18 protein-coding genes are annotated in these 18,391 nt (G+C 53.5%); 9 read left to right on the top strand and 9 right to left on the bottom strand.

Translation table 11 applies throughout. The annotated features are described in order from the left end of the window. Positions 1–109 precede the first annotated feature (109 nt). From EKM86_RS09550 to EKM86_RS09565, 4 genes are read right to left on the bottom strand one after another with little or no spacing between them, the layout of a single operon-like run. The gene (locus EKM86_RS09550; protein ID WP_164506240.1) at positions 110–2,005 is read right to left on the bottom strand and encodes a heparinase II/III domain-containing protein; all 1,896 of its coding nucleotides are present in this window, start codon (positions 2,003–2,005) and stop codon (positions 110–112) included. Positions 2,006–2,041: 36 nt separating this feature from the next. Further along, on the bottom strand, positions 2,042–3,409 hold the full coding sequence (locus EKM86_RS09555) for a PTS sugar transporter subunit IIC (RefSeq protein ID WP_125757387.1): 1,368 nt from the start codon (positions 3,407–3,409) through the stop codon (positions 2,042–2,044). A gap of 2 nt (positions 3,410–3,411) precedes the next feature. Beyond that, a complete protein-coding gene (locus tag EKM86_RS09560; protein ID WP_308439830.1) occupies positions 3,412–4,284 on the bottom strand; it encodes an AraC family transcriptional regulator in 873 nt (290 codons plus the stop codon). Positions 4,285–4,302: 18 nt separating this feature from the next. Continuing rightward, on the bottom strand, positions 4,303–5,400 hold the full coding sequence (locus EKM86_RS09565) for a glycoside hydrolase family 88/105 protein (RefSeq protein WP_164506241.1): 1,098 nt from the start codon (positions 5,398–5,400) through the stop codon (positions 4,303–4,305). A gap of 335 nt (positions 5,401–5,735) precedes the next feature. On the opposite strand from EKM86_RS09565, the gene EKM86_RS09570 reads away from it, so the two are divergent. Next, positions 5,736–6,860 carry an NADH-dependent flavin oxidoreductase gene (locus EKM86_RS09570; protein ID WP_125757392.1) on the top strand — a complete coding sequence of 375 codons (1,125 nt, stop codon included), beginning with the start codon at positions 5,736–5,738 and terminating at the stop codon, positions 6,858–6,860. A 75-nt stretch (positions 6,861–6,935) separates the two neighbouring features. Here EKM86_RS09570 and EKM86_RS09575 read toward each other — a convergent pair whose 3' ends face one another. Continuing rightward, entirely contained in the window at positions 6,936–7,421 is a 486-nt protein-coding gene (locus tag EKM86_RS09575) for an NUDIX hydrolase (RefSeq protein WP_125757394.1), read from the bottom strand. A gap of 137 nt (positions 7,422–7,558) precedes the next feature. Here EKM86_RS09575 and EKM86_RS09580 point away from each other — a divergent pair, with 137 nt between their 5' ends. Then, positions 7,559–8,551 (top strand): aldo/keto reductase, encoded by a 993-nt coding sequence (locus tag EKM86_RS09580; protein WP_125757396.1) that lies wholly within the window; start codon positions 7,559–7,561, stop codon positions 8,549–8,551. A gap of 121 nt (positions 8,552–8,672) precedes the next feature. On the opposite strand, the gene EKM86_RS09585 is transcribed toward EKM86_RS09580, so the two are convergent. Beyond that, positions 8,673–9,308: an NAD(P)-dependent oxidoreductase gene (locus EKM86_RS09585; protein WP_125757398.1), complete on the bottom strand. Its 636-nt coding sequence runs from the start codon at positions 9,306–9,308 to the stop codon at positions 8,673–8,675. 113 nt (positions 9,309–9,421) lie between these two features. Then, positions 9,422–10,162 carry a GNAT family N-acetyltransferase gene (locus EKM86_RS09590; protein ID WP_125757400.1) on the bottom strand — a complete coding sequence of 247 codons (741 nt, stop codon included), beginning with the start codon at positions 10,160–10,162 and terminating at the stop codon, positions 9,422–9,424. A 296-nt stretch (positions 10,163–10,458) separates the two neighbouring features. On the opposite strand from EKM86_RS09590, the gene EKM86_RS09595 reads away from it, so the two are divergent. The 3 genes from EKM86_RS09595 (at position 10,459) to EKM86_RS09605 (ending at position 12,431) form a co-directional block, all read left to right on the top strand. Further along, entirely contained in the window at positions 10,459–11,079 is a 621-nt protein-coding gene (locus tag EKM86_RS09595; RefSeq protein WP_125757402.1) for a hydrolase, read from the top strand. A gap of 131 nt (positions 11,080–11,210) precedes the next feature. Continuing rightward, the gene (locus EKM86_RS09600; protein ID WP_125757404.1) at positions 11,211–11,990 is read left to right on the top strand and encodes a gamma-glutamyl-gamma-aminobutyrate hydrolase family protein; all 780 of its coding nucleotides are present in this window, start codon (positions 11,211–11,213) and stop codon (positions 11,988–11,990) included. 108 nt (positions 11,991–12,098) lie between these two features. Further along, the gene (locus tag EKM86_RS09605; RefSeq protein WP_125757406.1) at positions 12,099–12,431 is read left to right on the top strand and encodes a hypothetical protein; all 333 of its coding nucleotides are present in this window, start codon (positions 12,099–12,101) and stop codon (positions 12,429–12,431) included. A 541-nt stretch (positions 12,432–12,972) separates the two neighbouring features. Here EKM86_RS09605 and arsC read toward each other — a convergent pair. Continuing rightward, a complete protein-coding gene (arsC, locus tag EKM86_RS09610) occupies positions 12,973–13,410 on the bottom strand; it encodes an arsenate reductase (thioredoxin) (protein WP_125757408.1) in 438 nt (145 codons plus the stop codon). 251 nt (positions 13,411–13,661) lie between these two features. On the opposite strand from arsC, the gene EKM86_RS09615 reads away from it, so the two are divergent. Both EKM86_RS09615 and EKM86_RS09620 read left to right on the top strand, forming a co-directional pair. Then, a complete protein-coding gene (locus EKM86_RS09615) occupies positions 13,662–14,003 on the top strand; it encodes a hypothetical protein (RefSeq protein WP_125757410.1) in 342 nt (113 codons plus the stop codon). A gap of 145 nt (positions 14,004–14,148) precedes the next feature. Beyond that, positions 14,149–15,918, top strand: a complete 1,770-nt coding sequence (locus tag EKM86_RS09620; protein WP_125757412.1) for a helix-turn-helix transcriptional regulator — start codon at positions 14,149–14,151, stop codon at positions 15,916–15,918. Between the two features lie 59 nt (positions 15,919–15,977). Here EKM86_RS09620 and EKM86_RS09625 read toward each other — a convergent pair whose 3' ends face one another. Beyond that, positions 15,978–16,589 carry a DUF1054 family protein gene (locus tag EKM86_RS09625; protein ID WP_125757414.1) on the bottom strand — a complete coding sequence of 204 codons (612 nt, stop codon included), beginning with the start codon at positions 16,587–16,589 and terminating at the stop codon, positions 15,978–15,980. Positions 16,590–16,654: 65 nt separating this feature from the next. On the opposite strand from EKM86_RS09625, the gene EKM86_RS09630 reads away from it, so the two are divergent. Continuing rightward, positions 16,655–17,107 (top strand): YueI family protein, encoded by a 453-nt coding sequence (locus EKM86_RS09630; RefSeq protein ID WP_125757416.1) that lies wholly within the window; start codon positions 16,655–16,657, stop codon positions 17,105–17,107. 223 nt (positions 17,108–17,330) lie between these two features. Continuing rightward, positions 17,331–18,272 (top strand): TMEM175 family protein, encoded by a 942-nt coding sequence (locus tag EKM86_RS09635; protein WP_125757418.1) that lies wholly within the window; start codon positions 17,331–17,333, stop codon positions 18,270–18,272. Positions 18,273–18,391: the final 119 nt, after the last annotated feature.

The following is an 18,391-nucleotide window of genomic DNA, read 5'->3' on the forward strand; positions in this document are numbered from 1 at the left end:
CTGAAACGATGCTGGCCGGGTGAGTCTTTAATCTTAATCACGGCGCATCGGTTTCTTTTTTTACTGACTGGCCAAACAAAGTGGGGACTATCCAGTAGTCCCCACTCCATTAACCGATTTTGATCGTGGCGTTGAGATGATCACCACTGCAAAGAAGCCACGAAAGCCGCGGTTGCTCAACTGGATTGCCCACCGAGACCAAGAGATACAACTTAGCTTCATTTTCCCAGCTCAATGTGAACTGAAACTCAGGGAACTGGAACAGAGCCTGGTGATCAGTAGTTGCAACTTGGTACGCCTTTTTGACGAAACTACGATCAAGCGCAAACTCAGCAACCCCAGAAAGAGAAATTGCAGACAGCTTCGCCTGAGTCGCCATTTTGTCCATTCCGATTTCAAGATGTTGAACCAGCGCCGTCTGACCGTTTGCTGGTGCGACTGCCTTGTTGCGAATCACTAAGCCATGCACTGTCAGCGTGAATTGCCGTTCGATCACGCTGTCTGGGAAAGCATCAGCGCTAACCGCCTTGTAGCCATTTAAGATCTGAGTAACTTCAGCATGATAAGACCGATTGTTGTTAAGCGCCCCATTGATTATGAGTGAATTGTGACCAAGCGTGGTGTTGTACCAACGTTCATTCAGGCCGCTGCCATAGCCTGCATTCGATAGGTCCTTGACCAAATGATGATTACCGAAAGCAAGCTCAAAGTTAAGTGGGTCATAGTGTGCGTGAGAAAGCGTCAAGCACCCATACTTGATGAAGGCTTGCCAGTCGCCTGCGGCCAACACTGCAAGCTTAGACCCATCTAACAGTTGATTTTGATGACGTGGTTCATACGACACATGCGATGGGAACAAATTATAGGCCTGTCCAATAATACTGTGCTTGCCAAAGTAACGATCCTGCTCCAAAGGCACTGGGACCCTGCTCTTGCTACTGTTCAAAACCATCGCATACAAGGCTTGGATCTGCTCGTCTTTCGGATAGGCCAAAGCTGCCATCTCGTACTGCTGGACATAAGTCAACAGGTTAATGTTCGGCCAACCATCGTTAGGGTTTGGCAAATCGCCATTTGCAAACGCCAACTGGCAAGGCACACTCAACATCTGCTCGATTCCGTCGCGCAACTTCGGTGCCTCAATCTCACCCTGAGTGCAGAAGTACGCAAGATCCGTCAATGCCTCCAGCACGTAGAAGTGATAGTGCATTGAACCCTCATACCATAGTCCTGCATTGGTGACACCCTTAGTTAAATGGTCATAAATTCCAAGCCGCCGCTCAAAGTCCACTGGCTGCCCGCAGACAATATTGAGCACCTGGATCGCAGCCTCTCGCCACAACGTAATGTTGTGAATGGCGAACTGCTGCTGGTCCAGAAAATCCCTTGCCGGCAGGAAAAGCTGATCAACTATGAGTTGGGCCTCGCTTTGATCAAAGTGGTCACGGAGATTCTGGAAAACGAAAGCCAATTTGATCAGTGCAATGGCCTCTGAGAGCCCTTGACCCATAATTTTGCCAGGGCCGACAACCTCAACCTTGCCATCATCCAGTGCCCAATTATCAAACATCACGACAGGATCATCCGGCTTAGCTTCAGCACGCAAAGATTCATACGGCTGATAATCCACCACGACATCTTTGACATGGATTGGAAACTGACTGTAATGCGACGCGTAGAAGTTCAACACCCGCTTGCAAAAATCCAAATACTTGGGTGTTGCAGTGGCTTGATATAGAAACATCGCCTGCCGCAGGTGGTCCAAGGTAAGATTCCGAAAGATGGTTACCCACGCATTATCGGTCGCGACTGATTCATAAACTCTTCCACACTCTGGGCATACATGGCGATGCGGGCTGGCCGGATCAAACGTCAGCAGCGCCCCATCATCTTGACAGAAATAGTTATGCCGCCAACCGGCAAGATGACTGACATCATCGTGCCAGCTGGCAATAAACGGATCAACGTCACGGCTCAACGTTTTAACTTGATTGGATGTTAACAATAGCGTCCCTCTCATTCGTATCTAGTTGATAACACTTTACTTTGCTTCATCGGATGCCGCAGTGTCGACAGGCTCTGGGGAAAGCTCTGCTTGTTTCTTCAAAGTCCGCGCCGCAAGTTTCAGGAAAGGATAATACAGGAACGTCCCAACAATGAAGATAATCACCTGAACGACAACGACTTTCCAATCACCACCACTGGATAGGAAGCCACTGACAAACGGGGGTGTAAACCAAGGCGTCATAATCGCAAGTGGCTCAACAAAGTGAATAATCGTGGCAAAGTAGCCGATCAGTCCCCCGACAAGTGGAACCAGGATGAATGGGAAGAGCATTGGAATGTTGAACACAATCGGCAAGCCAAAGATAATTGGCTCATTGATCATGAACAATCCAGGGCCAAGGGAGAGCTTTGCAACTGTGTCGAACGGTTTGTAATCAATTTGCTTTTTAAAAAGGAACAGTGCCATAAGCAGGCAAAGCGTCATGCCAGTGCCGCCCATCTGCATGTATGCCATCCGAAACTCACCAGAAATAATATTAGGAATTGGCTGATGGGCCGCAAACGCTTTCATATTTTCGGTAATGTTCATCGTCTCAAGTGGCCCCAAGAGTGTCCCATTTAAGACCGACTGATGAATACCGAAAAAGAACAAGAGATCACCACAACTGTAGATAAACATATAACCAAAGAGATTGGACCCGATGCGCTTGAAGGGCTGCTGAATCAAAGTCGCAATCAAACTAATGAAATCGGTGTGAAGCAGTCCAACCGTCAGGGCAGCCAAAATCCCGAAAATCGTTGTGACCAAGATGGACGGAATCATCATTTTAAACCCATTCATCACGGCTGGCGGAACGCTGGCAGGCATCTTGATTTGGAAATTTTTGACCTTGGAGAACCGTATCAGTAATTCAGTCGATACCAAACCCACGAAGATGGCTGCAAACATGCTGTTCGCGCCAAGTACAGTGTATGGCAGCACTCCGGTCACACTAACTGGTTTAGTCGCATTGTCTGGGGTTACCGAATACTTCAATGCCATGATCACAAACAGGTTACTTAAAGACATAATGGCACAGAAAATGGCATTATCGAATTTCTTGTTCTTAGCGAGAAAATAGCCAACAGTTGGCGCCAACAGCACAGTGATCACATTCAGTGACCCGTTGATGACCGCAGACCCAAAGTTTTGAAAATAAGTCAAAATTTTAGGGTCTTTGATGATAAACGGAAATACAACAGAATTAAGCAAGGTCGCGATCCCTGTAGTAATGAAAATTGGCATTTCAGTCCCGAAGGCATCGCGTAAGGACATCAAATGGACTTCTTGTCCAAGCTTGACTGAGAACTTGACGAAGCTGTCGGCAAATCTACGCCACCAAGATTCTTTTGCTTGTTCCATAGTTACATCTCTCTTTCCTTCCGACTAACTCGTTTAAAGTATTGCTTCGGCGTCATCGCCTTAAGTGAACTAAAGGTGCGAATAAAGCTCGATTCATTTTTATAACCGACGCGATTAGCCACCATTTTGATTGGCTCTCCTGCCTCAATATATGGTAATGACGCGTTGATTCTGACATACGTCAGGTATTGTTTCGGGGTCATGTCGATTTCGCGTTTGAACGTCCGGTTGATTGTCGCTCCACTCGTGTAAAAATGATCGCTTATGCGGTCAAGCGTCAGCGATTCGGCAGCGTGATCGCGTAAATAACCAGTCATGGCTTTAAAATTCTCGCTGTATTGTTCTGTTAACCGATTACTGCTCTTCTGATGTGACACATAGTGGTCAGACATTAAAATGAGCAGTTCAACAAGCAGCATGCGCTCACGCATTCCCTGCCAGTTGACAGACGAGCGGTGCACTAGTGCATTCAAATCGCTCAGCAAATCGACAAACTTATCCATTTTGCGACCAGACAGTCGCACCGAAAACGGGCCGTTTTGCAACGTGCCCAGCAATGGGCCAAAAGCGTTTGGGGCCATCTCAATGAATCCCCGTAAAATGGGTAACCGAAAATAGACAAAGAACCGCTCATAGGTCGTTTCATCGTGCACCATGAGCTGGTGCACAAAGTTTGGCGGAATCAATGTGATCGTGCCATCGCCACCATGAATGACCTTAGAATCAAGTAAGTAGGTCACTTTGCCATGAATCACCGTGTGAAGCTCAAAGCCATCATGATAGTGAGGAACCGACATTCGAAGTGGATCACCATTACTATGGGTAATCGAGATATCAGCCTTTGGTAATTTTGCAAAATCTTCGATTGGTGACAGCCCCTCTCAAATTAATCACTAAATTGCTAAAGCCAAGATTGCCAAGGCCTGCCCGTACGGCATATCCGTGACTGGAATCTGTTTATAGAACGCGTTGTCTGGCCCGACTGGCGTTCCTGAGGAAACATTGGCCAAGTGACCTGAAGGTGAGACCTGATTTAACAAGGCTTGTTGTCCTCTCGTGATGGCTCGATCCACGGTGGCCCCCTGAATGAGACCCAACTGCTTTGCCCGCTTAAAGCCGTATGTAAAGCCTGCAGTAGCAGACGTTTCCTCATATGCGGTCGGATCATCCAAGACCGTGCGCCACATACCACTTTCAGCCTGCAAGGGCAGCAATGCATTGATCTGGCCTTTCAGCACGCTCACTGCGTAGTTTTTAATTGCATCCGGCATCTGCTGACCTAGAATCGCAATTAACTCCGGTATCGCTATTGTGATCCAAGCATTACCCCGACCCCAGTACACTTTTGCAGAATGCGGCGAACTGGAGAAGTTCCAGCTGTGATACCAGAGTCCTGTTTCACTGTCCATCAGGAACTTGCTGTGAACAAGAATTTGCTGCATTGCCTCTTGGACATAATCTGGACGATCAAGCACCACCCCAATTTTGGCCAATGGCAATACAGCCATCATCAATGTGTCATCCCAAAGCTGCTGGTCATTGAAGTTACCGAACGTATCATGTTCAAATCCTCGATAGTCCGTACGATGCAGTGAGTGAATGGCCCATTCTGCCCATTGTGTCAGATAATCAGCGAGATTGCTGATTCGGGTATCAAAATGATCAAACAGTGTAGCCAATGTGAGCGTCGGAATCATGCCATTAACATTTAGATCGGATGCTGGAATTGGCTGTTTAAGATTAACGTCATACCACTGATCGATTGCGTCCAGCACTTCAGGTTTATGGCTCAATTCGTAATACCTGAACAAGCCGTAGAGAGCGACCCCCTGTGGCCAATTCCAGGAATTCCAGCTCTTGTCATCCACCTTTCGTGCATCTGTCTCAAAAGTGAATTGTCCAGAATCATCCTTCAAATTAATCAGGTGATTAAACAAAGCCGCAATAGCGTCCTCTTTGGTAGAAAAGTCTGATAAATCCTTTAATGTCAATATCTTAACCTCCTTTCAGCATAAAGTATAGCTAGAGATAATTGTCTTTATGAAACACAATATGTGCAGGAATCGTCATTCTTATTTTGAACATTTATGATATTCGACAACGTTTTCGCGCACCTCTTAGAGTCGGCTGGTCTGCTGATTGATAATAGAATGCAAGAATAGGTATGGTCAGTTTATCTAAATCCACCGGCCAATTCCTGTTGATGAATGTCACGGAATTTTTGGCAAGCAGCTTACCAGTGGCTTAATAGCGCATTATACTGATCACGGTTAAAACTCATAAAATGCGCTTAGATCTGCTGACAGAAAAGGAAAGAAGGAATAAAATGGCCAGCTATAATTTTCTCAAGCCTTACACATTCAAAAACGGGATCACGGTGAAAAACCGCGTGGTGATCCCGCCGATGACCGAGACCTCGGCATTCGAGGAAGGCTCTGTCACCACCGATGAGCTGCGGTATTTTAAACTGCACAGCGGCGGCGCTGGCATGTTCATCTCCCCTGTCGCAAATGTGGCCGAAAGCGGCAAGGGTTTTGAAGGCGAGCTCTCGGTCGCCGATGATCGCTACCTGCCCGGCCTGACCAAAATGGCCAGTGCGATGAAGCAAAACGGCACCAAAGCCATCTTGCAGATTTTTCACGCCGGCCGAATGACCAATTCAAAAATTCTGCGCGGCGAGCAGCCCGTGTCCGCCAGTGCCGTACCGTCATTGCGCCAAGGGGCTGAAACTCCTCGCGCCCTCACGGAAGATGAGATTACTGCTTTGATCGAGGACTTTGGCCAGGCCGCCCGGCGTGCGCTTGAGGCCGGGTTCGACGGCGTTGAACTGCACGGGGCAAACACCTATCTCATGCAACAGTTCTTCTCCCCGCACAGCAATCGGCGTACTGACCAGTGGGGCGGCAGCCTGGAAAACCGCGAGCGCTTCGCCTTGGCGATCATTAAGCGGGTCCACCAAGTCGCAGCGGAAGCCGACCGGCCATTTCTGGTCGGTTACCGCATCTCGCCAGAGGAAATTGAAACCCCGGGGATCCGGCTGCCAGACACGCTCAAGTTCATTGACACGCTAGCTGATCAACCCATCGACTACCTGCACATTTCTCAAGGGCACGCATTCCAGACCTCGCTGAATGACCACGCCGATACCGAGCCGGTCATCTTGAAAATCCAGCACCAGGTTGCGGGCCGCTTGCCACTGATCAGTGTCGGCAGCGTCGAAACGCCTGCAGATGCGGAAAAGGTCATGGCCGCGGGCATTGATTTTGTGGCGATTGGCCGTGAGATGCTGCGTGAGCCGCACTGGGTCCAAAAAGCCGCGTCAGGCGACGAAGCGGCAATTCGCTACACCGTTTCACTGGCGGATCTGGAAGAGCTTGGCATCACACCGGCGCTTTGGCACTTCTTAACGGTCAACATGCACGCGGACATGCACGTGACCGGAGCAAACTGAGCTTAGGCAAAAAACAGCGGCGCCACTCAGGCAACAAGTCTGAGTGGCGCCGCTGTTTTTCGTTCGCGTGACCGGCTAGCCTTTATCCGCCTGCTTTGCTTTCAAAGCCAAATAATCGCGAATTGCATGCTGGTGGGTCCTGGGCACATTGTCGGGCAATAGCGAAAACGGCACCCAGCAGTACTGGAGCGACTCAGCATCGTTGACGCGCGGTGTACCGCAGATATGCTCGGCGTAATAAGCCGTGTTCACGATATCAAACTGATCGCCGTTGGCCGCCACACTCGTGCCCTCACCGGAGTAGACGTTGAGCAGGTGCAGCTGGTCCGGATCCAGCCGGAGGCCGCTTTCCTCTGCGACTTCACGCACCACCGTGGCTTTCGTCGACTCGCCCAGTTCCATCAGCCCACCAGGCAAGCCCCAGCGCCGCGCCGGCTCGTTGCGCTGCTGCATCAGCAGCGCCCCGTCGTCATTCACCAACACTGCACAGCAGCCGTTCAAGAGCACGCGGCGATGCCCGACCAGGCGCCGCAAATCTTCGACATAACCGATGATCAACACCCCCTTTTGCCTTCTATGATTAAAATACCATAGTACCGAAGCCGCCGAAAATTTTTGCGCCGCGGCCGGGATAAGTGATAATGTGAAAAGCAGAGATGAGAAAGCGCTATCTCCGATTCTGACAAAGGAGCAAGATTATGGAAAACTATCTCGCATCACCAACTCGCTACGATAATATGCAGTACCGCCGCGTCGGCAACAGCGGTCTGAAACTCTCCGCCCTGTCACTGGGCTTGTGGCACAACTTCGGCAGTGTTGACCCGCTGGAAAATCAGCGGCACCTGCTGCGCCACGCCTTTGACCTGGGCATCACCTGCTTTGACATTGCCAACAACTACGGCCCGGACGCCGGCAGCGCCGAAACCAATTTTGGCCGAATCTTCAAAGCGGACTTCCAGCCGTACCGTGACGAGCTGGTCATCACTTCCAAGGCCGGCTACTACATGTGGCCAGGCCCATACGGCGAGTGGGGCTCGCGTAAAAGCATTATTGCCAGCTGCGACCAAAGCTTGCGCCGCACCGGCCTCGACTATTTTGACATCTTCTACTCTCACCGCTTCGACCCGGATACCCCGCTGGAGGAAACCGCGCTGGCTCTCGACCAGCTGGTCAAAAGCGGCAAGGCGCTGTATGTCGGCATCTCAAACTACAACGCGGAAAACACCGAAAAGATTGCCGCCATCTTCAAAGAGCTCAAGACCCCGTACATCATTCATCAGGACCGCTACAATATGTTCGGCCGCGACCCTGAAAAAGAGCTGTTCCCGACCTTGGCCAAGGATCACACCGGTGCCGTCGTCTTCAGCCCGCTGGCGCAGGGCATGCTGACCGGGCGCTACCTGCACGGCATCCCCGAAGATTCTCGCGCCGCTCGCAAGGACAGCAAATTCCTGCACGTGGCTGACGTGGAAAGCAAGTTGGACAAGATCAAGGCGTTGAACGCCATCGCCGAAAAGCGCGGCCAGACCCTTGCCGAAATGGCGCTGGCCTGGGATCTGCGACAGCCGGCGGTGGCCAGTGTCATCATCGGCGCCAGCAAGGTCAGCCAGCTTGATGACAACGTCAAGGCGCTGAACAAGCTGACGTTCACCGCAGAAGAAGAACGCGCCATCGACCACGTTCTCGCCTAAAAAAGTTCGCGCCGTCTCGCCTGACCGCTTGGCCATCAACCCACGACAATAACCACACAAAAAAAACTCTGATTCAGCCGGCAGCAATGTGACTGCCGGCTGAAATCAGAGTTTTTGCTGTCTAAGCATTCACGACTGTAAAGCGCTGCCGCAAGTGGGTCTTGGCCTCAAGCTCCGCGATGGCTGCGGTCGCCAGGTTACCTACCGAGACTTCTGACTTGCCTGAAGGCGCGGTCATCACGGCGTCGGTGCCCAGCCGGTAGTCACTCGGCGCTCCGTCAATCAAGTTGGCCTGCGGCGAGACCGCCGTCCACGCCACGTCCTGGATCCACTGCAGGTACTGGTACTCATGGAGCTGCTGCTGTGGGGTCTTGACCCAAGGCGCACCAGCAGCCGTTTTTTCGAGTTGTTTCACCAACCGTTCGCCCGATGGGAGCTGCAACGAGCCTGCCCCCAGCACGAACAGCAGATATGGCTTCTCTGTCTTTCGAAACATCGTGATCAGGCGCGTGGCCAGATCCAAGTGCTGGAAGGCCTGCGGCGAGGCAAACGCGTCAACGACCGCGTCCAACCCGTCAAAATCAACGCGGTCCAAGGTCAGTGCGTCTTTGACCACCAATGAAACTGTGCTGCCGAACAGCTTCTCGGCCTTGGCCTGATTGCGCACAAGTGCGGTGACTTCATGGCCCTTTGCCAGTGCCGCTGCCACCATCGCTTGGCCGACGCGGCCAGTAGCGCCGATAATGCCAATTTTCATGCTATCCCTCCTACTATGTCCGTGACCACGGCCAACGCTAATTGACCTCATTTGAATCAGTGGTCATCCTACTCATTTACCGACCAAGGCGCAACCACGGCTCGCACCTGAGGTCAGTGGTGCCGGCGAATCGGCGCAAACGTCAGCTCTGTCCAACCGACTTTAAAGCCCGCGCGAATGGCCACGTTCATTGACCGCATGTGCGAAAATTGCGTGCCGTAAACCACCAACATCTCGGGTTCGCGCCGTTGAATTTCTGCAGTCAGCAACTGAACCACCTTGACTGCCAGCCCCTGGCGCGCGAAGGCCGGATCCAGCACCTCAACGCCAATTTCCCAGGTGTAGCGCCCATTTTGGTTGGCGCCAGCCACCACCTTGAGCTGGCCATCGTCAAAATAGCCAACCCCCAGCATATCGGGATCAACATCATCGAAGGCAAAGGCCTCGTGGATCCGCTTGTCCTTTTTGAATAGCGGGATGTCGGCTTGCTCAATCAGCATCAGGTGCGCGTCGCTTGGCGGCTGGATTGCGCCAGTCGGCAGAAAAAACGGCGCGTGGTTGGTAATCTGCCAGCCGTAGCGGTGCAGCAGACGCTCCAGTTCGCGCAGGTGCGGCCACGCGAAAAACCACTCGCCCGCCGTGGTGTTGAAATCCAGCGCGATGCCGTCAGTCACCAGCGGGTTGGTCGTGCGGACGTAAAGATGATCCTGATACACGACGAGGTCGCCAGCGTCGCGGGCCCAATACCGCGCCCCGCTGACTGGCGGCGCCGTGATGAACCGGTTGTACGGCTGCGCAAAATCCGCCGGCGCGAGGCCGAACTCCAAAGCCAGTTGATCCGTGATTTTCGTCATCGGCTGTCATCTCCTTGAGTGCTTCATGTACTGCCGCAAACCAGACTCACCGGTGGCGCCAATCGTCCTGATTTTGACGCGGGGTCCGTTTACGCACCGAATCCGGCGGCAAAAATGGCCGATTGATATTTCCTGCCAGTAGCGTGAAAAAATTGGCGATCCCTTTGAACAACGAGTGAAAGAATTGTCCCATTGCACCCTCCTTTACGCGTCTCGCAACCCGAGCCGCTTTACTAGTCATTATCCGCGCCACAGTCTACAATGCAAGCGTATCCAATTATTAGGAGGTAAGCATCATGACCAGTTATCCGCGTCGCAACCCAGAAGAAGATCCGCTGCTGACCCCAGAAAACTCCGTCCTGCTGGTAATTGATTACCAGCCCACGCAAGTCTCGTCGATTCAGTCGATCGGCCATCCGCAGCTCGTCAAAAATGTGTCGTTCACCATCAAACTAGCACAGGCCTATCACGTCCCCATTGTCCTCAGTACCGTGAACGTCGCGACCGGTCGCAACGCTGACACGCTAAAGGCGTTGCGCGACCTGATGCCGGATCAGCCTACGTTTGACCGCACCAACATCAACGCCTGGGAGGACCAGGACTTCAACGAAGCCGTCCACGCCACCGGCCGCAAGAACCTGATCATGTGCGCCCTGTGGACCGAGGCTTGCATGGCGTTTCCAACACTGGACGCCCTGCGGGAAGGCTACCACGTTTTCCCAGTGGTGGATGCGATTGGTGGGACGTCCACGTTAGCCCACGAAACAGCGCTGCGGCGGGTCGAACAGGCCGGTGCCGAACTCATCTCTAACGCCCAGTTGGCCTGCGAGTGGCAGCGGGACTGGAATCGCGCGGAGTACGCGCATGATTTCGTGAAGCTGATGTTTGAAAACGACGACTTCTTCCATGCTGAATAAGCGTCTGGCAACTCTGCCGCCCTGCAACTGCTGGGCGGCTTTTTCGCGTCGATAGTTTACCAAGTTTTACTTGACTGCTGGGAAATATGTCCTAAAGTAGGTGACAATGATTTTCTGAAAGGATTGATCCCATGCGTCCCATTATTGCCATGACCGGTGATGCTCTCGACACACCCTCTGTCGAACTAAACCTGAACCACGCGGACTTTGCCCCGCGTGACATTAAAACCGCCATCATTAAAGCCGGCGGGGCCCCCATCATTTTGCCGTTTCCCGATGACGTGACCCTGGCAACTGAGCTGGCCGAGGCCGCCGTTGCGACGTTTGATGGGCTGCTGCTGCCAGGCGGGCCAGACGTTGACCCAACACTTTACGGCGAAGAGCCGACCCGCTTCATTGGCAGTGTGACCTATCCGAAGGACCGCTTCGAGCAGGCCCTGATCAGGGCGACCCTCGCGGCCGGCAAGCCTATTTTTGCCATTTGCCGCGGCCTGCAGATTCTGAACGTGACTTTGGGTGGCACCTTGTACCAGGATTTGGCGAGTCAAGATCCTGATGCCACCATTCGCCATGCACAGGCAGCTCCTGGTCAGTACCCGACCCACCATGTCACGGTCAAAGCCGGCTCGCAGCTGGCCAAACTGGTCGGCGAGTATGCCTACGTCAACTCGCGCCACCACGAGGCAATCAAACAGGTAGCGCCCGGCCTCCAGATTGTTGCGACCGCCCCGGACGGCGTGGTCGAGGCGGTCGCCGATACCCGTGATAGTCAGATCATGGCCGTGCAGTGGCACCCGGAGAACCTGTGGCAGCAGGACGCCGCCCAACTGCGGCCCTTCGTCCTACTGGTGCAACGCGCCGCAGCGGCAAAAAGCGCGCAGAATCCGGCCGTTCAGGCCAAAGTCAGCTAATATTTTCACGGCCAGTCGCCGGAACGGCTGGCTTTTTAAGTTGGCGTAGTTCCTTTCTTTGGGCAGTAAGCGTACAATGCCCGTGAAAAGACAAAGGAGATGGCATTCATGCACGAAATTCCCGAAACAATGGCGCAAGTTGCCGCACTCGTAGCAAAAAGTCAGCAAAATGGTGAGCCGATGAACGAGGATCAGGTGGTACAAGGCGGACTGCAAAACTGGATTCAGGAGCTCCTGGATGAGGGCATTGAAGGCGGCTACCTCACCGCCCGGCTGCGCAATACGGACTTGATCGTTCTGGACATCACGGGTAAGCAACTGCTGCAAACTGACGCTCTGAACGCCGCCAAACTAGTCCCCGCCTTCAAGCGAGACCCGCACATGACCCTGATGGCCGTGCAAACTGCGATGCGAAAAATCATCGATAGCGGTCAGCTATAACTGACCATTCGGTAAAGCGGCAGCCCGCGCCATTGGTATTGGCTAATGGCAAACCGTCTGAATAGACCTGAGATTGTGAAAATTGACTTTTCATCTTGAAAATTCTATCATTCGGGGCCCCATGATAGGCACCGGCTGCAAGCCTGTGAAGCGGAGGTGTCGACATGGTTAGCAAGATGTACAAAGCTCCAATAGTGATGATTGGCGGACCAGCAAATTGGTTATGAATAAATATTTTGGCCAATTCTGAATTTTTTAGTTATCAAATCTGATAAGATGTGATACTCTAAAGAGGTCCAAAGGCAGAACCAACATTAGCTGCCAGAGGAATGGCAACACTCCCAAAAAGTTCCCCCAAACTTTTCCACCAGCAATGGTGGTTTTTTTAATCCGCTCACCAAGAAGAGCCAAAGTCAGACAAAATTGCCTAGCCGCGAAACATAAAACAACGCCTTAGCACACAACTGCCCCTGCACCGCGATTTTAAAACCAAATCGTGGTGCAGGGGCAGTTGCATTTTGGACTAAAACCGCTTTATGTCTCAGCCTCGTTTGAATTCCTGGTCGCAGCCAGCTTGCTGTGTCAACTCGCTCACCCGCCGCGCAATGTCGTCTCTCACGGTGCGAAAAACCTGAAGCACTTCATCGTCGGTGCCCGTGGCCGCGGCCGGATCCGGCAGTGGCCAATGCAGCCGTCGAACCGTTGCTGGCACTGCTGGGCAGCGATCACGCGCATCCCCGCATAATGTGACCACCAAATCAGATGACCGCAGATACTGCGGGTCGATCAGCTTCGAGTACTGCGCGCTGATGTCCACGCCGCGCTCGGCCATCACTTTGACCGCCAGCGGATTCAGCCCGTCGATTTGTAGACCGGCGCTGGCCACTCGCCACTGTTTGCCCAGCATCTGCTTGGCAAATCCTTCGGCCATTTGACTGCGGCACGAGTTGCCCGTACACAGAAAGTAAATTTGCGGCACTACCCCACCACCTTTCGCACTCACCTAATTTCTATTATACCCGGCCGGCGACTGACCAACCATCTCTGCCCTGAATCAACCTCCACCGCCTGCTTGCGGTCTAGGTGAGGCTTCGCCCAAACGGCACGGGTTGCTCCTTTCTACCGATATGCTTTTTGCCTGCTGTCGTCTTTGAAAAAGAGGTTGCAAGCGCGCCGCCATTGAAGCATAATGATGTCCCATTTGTTCGGTCAATTAAAGGGGGATTCTTAATGACCAAAAAGGTAACTTTTCTCGCCCTGCTTCCAGAGACTCACGATGTGCTTGCCAACGACGATAATCTGGACGATTTTGTCAACTCTGTCTGGGACCTGTTCGATACTTCGACTTTTGAATTGGATGGCGAGATTATCCCTTCGCTGCGCGGCTTTTACGACGACACGACCGGGGAGTTGAAGATTTGGCTCTCCGAACGTGGCACCCTCAGCAACCACACCCCGGACGTCAACGCCTTTCTCCTGGCCGACGACACCTCACATGGCGTTCATTTCAAGCCCATCGAGGAAATGCTGGGAATCGAATTTAAAGTGTTGCGCGACGACTCAGTCGCGTAACAACGGCCGTCAATTTACTGTGACCTTCTCGAGTGATCAGAGAAGGCTTTTTTGATGCCTAACGCCAGAAAAATGACCCATCCTCACGGCGCTTGGTGCTATGCTATTAGCAACTAGGTTGGCACTTTGGATGGGGGAAATCGGCATGGGGCAGACTTTGGGTGAACTATTTCGGGCGTTTCGCACGCAGCGGCACATCTCTATGAAGCAGGCCGCCACTGGGCTTAACACAGCAACCATTTCGCGCTTTGAACGCGGCCAGGGTGATATCAGTCTCAAAATTGCCGGCCAGCTGATGTTTAACATCGGGATGGGTGTAGACGACCTCGGCGAAATGCTAGGCGCTCAGACCCAAGGCTTCGCCAATGGCCTTCAGGAGATCATCAAGGGCCAGCGGACGGCCTTGGCTACAAAGGTGGACACTTTTCTTCAGCAGCAAACCTGCGCCGAACCATTAGCCGCGCTGATCCGCCAGATTCAGCCATTTTTACGCCTGCCTGAGACTGAAGACCGACACCTGCCCCTGACGTTGGAACAGACCCTGGCGGATCGTCTCGCCTACCCGAGCAAGTGGAGCAATTTCGAACTTTATCTCATTTCGAGCGCAGTGCCCTTTGCCAGTCATGAACTGACGACGTTGTTATGGCAGCGGCTAACCGCCTTAACGGACCAAACGCTAGGCTATCAGCGGCAGGCCCTGTGGCGCCTAGCCCTAGTGGCACTGCTGCACAACGACAAGCCATTGTACGCGCAGATTGCCGCCGACATGCAGCGCATCAGCCCAATCCCGGCACTGCAGATTCATTTCAACAGCGTGATGCCGCAGTTTTTGGCCATCAGCGCGATTGCCGAACACCGCGACCCCGCCCCGATTCTTGGCGCACTACGCCGAGTCGGCGCAACGCAGCTGGCAGCTTTTCTTGACCACTCAGTACAAACAGCTGGCGCTAAACCTGCTTGGCACAACCAGGTAATCGAGGACCATTACGATTCCGCACTGGCCATTGAGCCAGATGCGAAGTTAATGTTCGGCCCCACCCTGGCACGACTTCGCAAGCAGCGGGGGCTGACCGTCAAAGACGTGATTGGGGACTGGTCCGCAGCAGCGCAATCCCGGTTTGAAAATGGCAAGACGACGCTAGGCTTTCACAGCACGCTGACGTTGATGCAGCGACTTCTTGTGCCAACCAGCCAAATGCAAGCGGCAACCGACGCGACCAGCACCTTCCGCCGTTATCGCCTGAAGGCCTACACCATGGCCAGCAACTTCCAGCAAGCCCATTACACGCGAGATGACTTGGTCAACCTGCTTGAGGAGTTCCGCCGAACCACGCCCAACTTTCCCGAGGGCCTGCGTGTCATGTACCAAGGTGGGCTGACGACGGCGTTCCACTGGGCGGCGCCAGACGCGCTGCCTGATCACGATCCGCTGTACGCGGATGCGACGCCAAGCGAACAGAAGGCGATAGTCGATTACTTCCGCTCCCTGACCACACTCAGTTCGCAGGACATGGAGCTGCTCAACTTGAACATCAACCGTATCGATCAAACCTACTACGACGAGCTGGTTACGGTGGTGTTAGCCCGCATTAAGCCGCAAAGTAACGTGGCGGCCCAGCTCTTCGATAACTGTGATAACTTCATATACGGCGCCGTGTACTTTCACGTCGACAGCGTGATCCCCAAGCTCACCGCTGCCTTTACCCATGAATCTTGGCTACTGTCCTGGTGGCCCATCTGCGAGGTCACCGAGCTGCAGACGCTCGCCCAAGTCTATCAGCACGACACCGAAGCCACCCGGCAGGCGGCAGCGCAGCTGATCGCCGATACCCGCACCCTCTGTCCATTTGATAATACGGCGAATTATTCTGAGCACTGGCTGACGGCTTTCCGCGGCCAGGGCCGTCAAAAGTAGCGAGCTAACAATCGGGTCAAAAATAGCGCGCCATCACAACAGATGGCGCGCTATTTTGCTCAGCTTGGATTGGCGTCAAGCAACAGCTTAAACACCGGTGCCAAACGGACCACCCGCTCCTGCAGGTCAGCCCACAGCTCATCGGGCTCCGCAAACAGCGGATCGGCCCGCAGATAGGTCTTCCCCACCAAAAATTCTCCGGCCTGCGTAGTCAGATACCGTTTGCTGACCCGGTCATAATTCGACAGTGTCAACGGCAGCACGGCCTTTTTGGTGTGGTCGGCCCCAATTTCCATGTCGGTTGGCAGCAACACCATCTGCGGCCGCAGCGAGTCAAACGGCACGCGAACCGGCACCTTTTTGGCTTCCTGCAGCAAGGCCAGCCAGAGGAACAGACGGTCATCCCACAAGCCCAGCTCAAGGTGCGGCGTCATTTTGTAGCCGCGCTGGCTGGTTGAAAGCGCCAGCCAGGTGTCCGGCGGCGGATTCTTGTGGCGCCGCAAATGTTTGGCTACGTGCAGCGTCAGCTTCGGCAGCCCTGCCTCCTCGAGCAATTCGGCCAACTGATTGCCAGCAGTTTCGAACTTCGGATCGATCACGCGCCGAATTAAGTCCAACCGGCCTTCCAGTGTCGGCTCATCAAAAACAGTAAAATCCTGATCGGTGAACATGGCACGCCCCCTTCTGCTATACTGAATGTACATGCGCTGCAAGCGCCACCAAGGAGGAATTGACCATGGCTGACGATGATCTGCAACAACACCTTAATAGTAGCATTTATGGGCCGCCTCAGACTAACCCAGATGAGCGGCGCCACTATTTAGGGTCCCTGCGCGAGCGGGTCGCCATCCGGGTCTTCAACCAGGACGTCGAAGCGCCAGCTTCACTTTCGGCAGTGACTGCCGCCTTGGCCAAAACAGCCGGCGAGTCGGGATACAAACTGCTGATCAACGGTAAGCTCGATCCTGAAATGACGGCGCCTTACATGAAGGCCGCAAGCGCGAAGAACATCCAATTCACGCTGGTCAACGATGGGACGGCCAACCTTGCGCCAAAGGGAGCCGGTATTTTACTGGTGGCCAGCTCCGCCATCAACGTTGAAGACATCGACCAGCCCACTTCAGCAGAGCCGCCGCGTCCGCAATCATCAGCCAAAAAGCCCGGCTTTTTCGGTCGCCTGTTCAAGTGACCGCCGGCTGCCTCGTCACGAAAGCAAGACGGTATAATCTCGCCGTGTAACATCAAGCACCCAAGCGCCTCTGCACCGCAATTCCAAGAACGAATCGCGCTGCAGAGGCGCTTGTCCTTTGGGCTGAGACCATTCGCCTACGGTCCGGACTTGTTTTACGCCACCGCAGTTGCACGCCCTCGTGATTAACCGTAAAATACGGTGAACCATCCAGGAGGCCACTATGGAAAAACTAAAAAGTCGACTCGATGCTTTTTCGGATGGCATCATGGCGGTCATCATCACCATCATGGTGCTCGACATCACCCCAATTTTACACGACAGTTGGCCAAGCTACCTGAGCATGGGCAAACACATCGGCATCTACCTAATCACCTTTGTGTTTGTCTTTAACATGTGGTATCAGCATAGCACCGCGTTTGCGGAAATCGACACGATGACTTACCGCATCCTGATTTGGGATGTGGTGTTTCTGGCTGTGCTGTCCCTAATGCCCGTCTTCACCGCAATGATGGCGGAAAACACCACGCGCATCACCGTCATTTTGTACGGCGTGATGCAGGCCGCCATCAATTTAGTGTTCCGGGAACTGGCTAAGTCGATCATTCATCTGCAGTACACCACGAAAGCTGACATGCAGCAGGTCTACCGCAAGATTTACGGCAACGCGAACCACTGGCTGGATGGCCTGTCGCTGGCGGCCATCATCAGCGGGTACTTCTTTCCGCATATTACCCTGGTCTTTTACCTGGCCTACCCGATCCTCAGTTTTCTGATCAACGCCGATGCGCGCCAGCAAATGTATGACGCGGCTGCCCTGCCCGCCGATGAGCAGGAAGACTTGGCCAAGTTGCCCGCCTCAGACTATGTCGACTGGCGTAAAACCGCCAGACGGATCTGGCACGAGCCGGCCGAGGCGCCTCAGTCAGATGCCAACCATGCGGCAACTTCGCCTGCCAGCAAAACGTCTGGTGACGGCTCACCGTTGCCCCCTTGGGCGGCTTGGCTGGATCAAAGCCCAGACCCGCGGCGCAAGCAACGGCTTCACGAGCGTTTTGAAAACGCCACGCCGGAGCAACAGGCCCAGATGGCCGCCTGGTTTGCACAGCGCCGCCAAGTGTTGCACGGCCGCAACAAGCAGCAAGCCCCAAAGAAGCACCGTTAGCGCGGTGCTTTTTATTCGGCGTTTGGCATCCCCGAAAGAGCCCCCCAGTTTACAATTCAAGTGCAACACCCTGACGACTAGACCAAAAAGGCCATGAAGACCTATTCTTGTTAGTACTA

This window comes from Lacticaseibacillus hegangensis (assembly GCF_003946465.1).
Lineage (GTDB): Bacteria > Bacillota > Bacilli > Lactobacillales > Lactobacillaceae > Lacticaseibacillus > Lacticaseibacillus hegangensis.